Genomic DNA, 1,702 nt, shown 5'->3' with positions numbered 1-1,702 from the left:
GACATTCACACGACCGCGGGCAAGCTCGCGGACCTGCAGCGCCGTGTGCAGGAGGCGACGCATGCCGGCTCGGAGCGTGCCGTGGAGAAGCAGCACGCCAAGGGCAAGCTGACGGCCCGTGAACGGATCCTGCTGCTGCTGGACGAGGACTCCTTCGTCGAACTCGACGAGTTCGCCCGCCACCGCTCCACCAACTTCGGCCTGGAACACAACCGCCCCTACGGAGACGGCGTCGTCACCGGCTACGGCACCCTCGACGGCCGCCCCGTCGCCGTGTTCTCCCAGGACTTCACCGTCTTCGGCGGCGCCCTCGGCGAGGTCTACGGACAGAAGATCGTCAAGGTCATGGACTTCGCCCTCAAGACCGGCTGCCCCGTCATCGGCATCAACGACTCCGGCGGCGCCCGCATCCAGGAAGGCGTCGCCTCCCTCGGCGCCTACGGCGAGATCTTCCGCCGCAACACCCACGCCTCCGGCGTCATCCCCCAGATCAGCCTCGTCGTCGGCCCCTGCGCAGGCGGCGCCGTCTACTCCCCCGCCATCACCGACTTCACCGTCATGGTCGACCAGACCTCCCACATGTTCATCACCGGCCCCGACGTCATCAAGACCGTCACCGGCGAAGACGTCGGCTTCGAGGAACTCGGCGGCGCCCGCACCCACAACACCGCCTCCGGCGTCGCCCACCACATGGCCGGCGACGAGAAGGACGCCATCGACTACGTCAAACAACTGCTGTCCTACCTGCCCTCCAACAACCTCTCCGAGCCCCCCGCCTACACCGAGGAAGCCGACCTCACCGTCACCGACGAGGACCGCGAACTCGACACCCTCGTCCCCGACAGCGCCAACCAGCCCTACGACATGCACACGGTGATCGAACACATCCTCGACGACACCGAGTTCTTCGAGACCCAGCCCCTGTTCGCCCCGAACATCCTCACCGGCTTCGGCCGCGTCGAAGGCCACCCCGTCGGCATCGTCGCCAACCAGCCCATGCAGTACGCCGGCTGCCTCGACATCAACGCCTCCGAAAAAGCCGCCCGCTTCGTCCGCACCTGCGACGCCTTCAACGTCCCCGTCATCACCTTCGTCGACGTCCCCGGCTTCCTCCCCGGCGTCGACCAGGAACACACCGGCATCATCCGCCGCGGCGCCAAACTCATCTACGCCTACGCCGAAGCCACCGTCCCCCTCATCACCGTCATCACCCGCAAAGCCTTCGGCGGCGCCTACGACGTCATGGGCTCCAAACACCTCGGCGCCGACCTCAACCTCGCCTGGCCCACCGCCCAGATCGCCGTCATGGGCGCCCAGGGCGCCGTCAACATCCTCCACCGCCGCACCATCGCCGAAGCCGACGACCCCGACACCACCCGCACCCGCCTCATCCAGGAATACGAGGACACCCTCCTCAACCCCTACATCGCCGCCGAACGCGGCTACATCGACGCCGTCATCACCCCCTCCGACACCCGCCGCCACATCACCCGCGGCCTACGCCAACTCCGCACCAAACGCGAAACCCTGCCCCCCAAGAAACACGGCAACATCCCCCTCTGACCCCCACCCCACCCCACCCCAGGGACACGACATGACGATCAAAGTCGTACGGGGCAACCCCACCCCCGAGGAGCTCGCCGCCGCACTCGCGGTCGTCCGAGCCCGCGCCGCGGCGGCAACCACACCACCGCCCGGCGCG

2 protein-coding genes are annotated in these 1,702 nt (G+C 68.0%); both read left to right on the top strand.

The annotated features are described in order from the left end of the window. On the top strand, positions 1–1,563 hold a 1,563-nt coding region (locus tag ADL25_RS09850; RefSeq protein ID WP_063805607.1), incomplete at its 5' end, for an acyl-CoA carboxylase subunit beta. A gap of 31 nt (positions 1,564–1,594) precedes the next feature. Continuing rightward, the coding region (locus tag ADL25_RS52155) for an acyl-CoA carboxylase epsilon subunit (protein ID WP_345552909.1) at positions 1,595–1,702 on the top strand (108 nt) is incomplete at its 3' end.

The sequence above is a fragment of the Streptomyces sp. NRRL F-5122 genome (genome assembly GCF_001507435.1).
Lineage (GTDB): Bacteria > Actinomycetota > Actinomycetes > Streptomycetales > Streptomycetaceae > Streptomyces > Streptomyces lannensis.
Note: the sequence above shows the minus strand (reverse complement) of the source record. Positions and strands in the feature narration are given on the sequence as shown.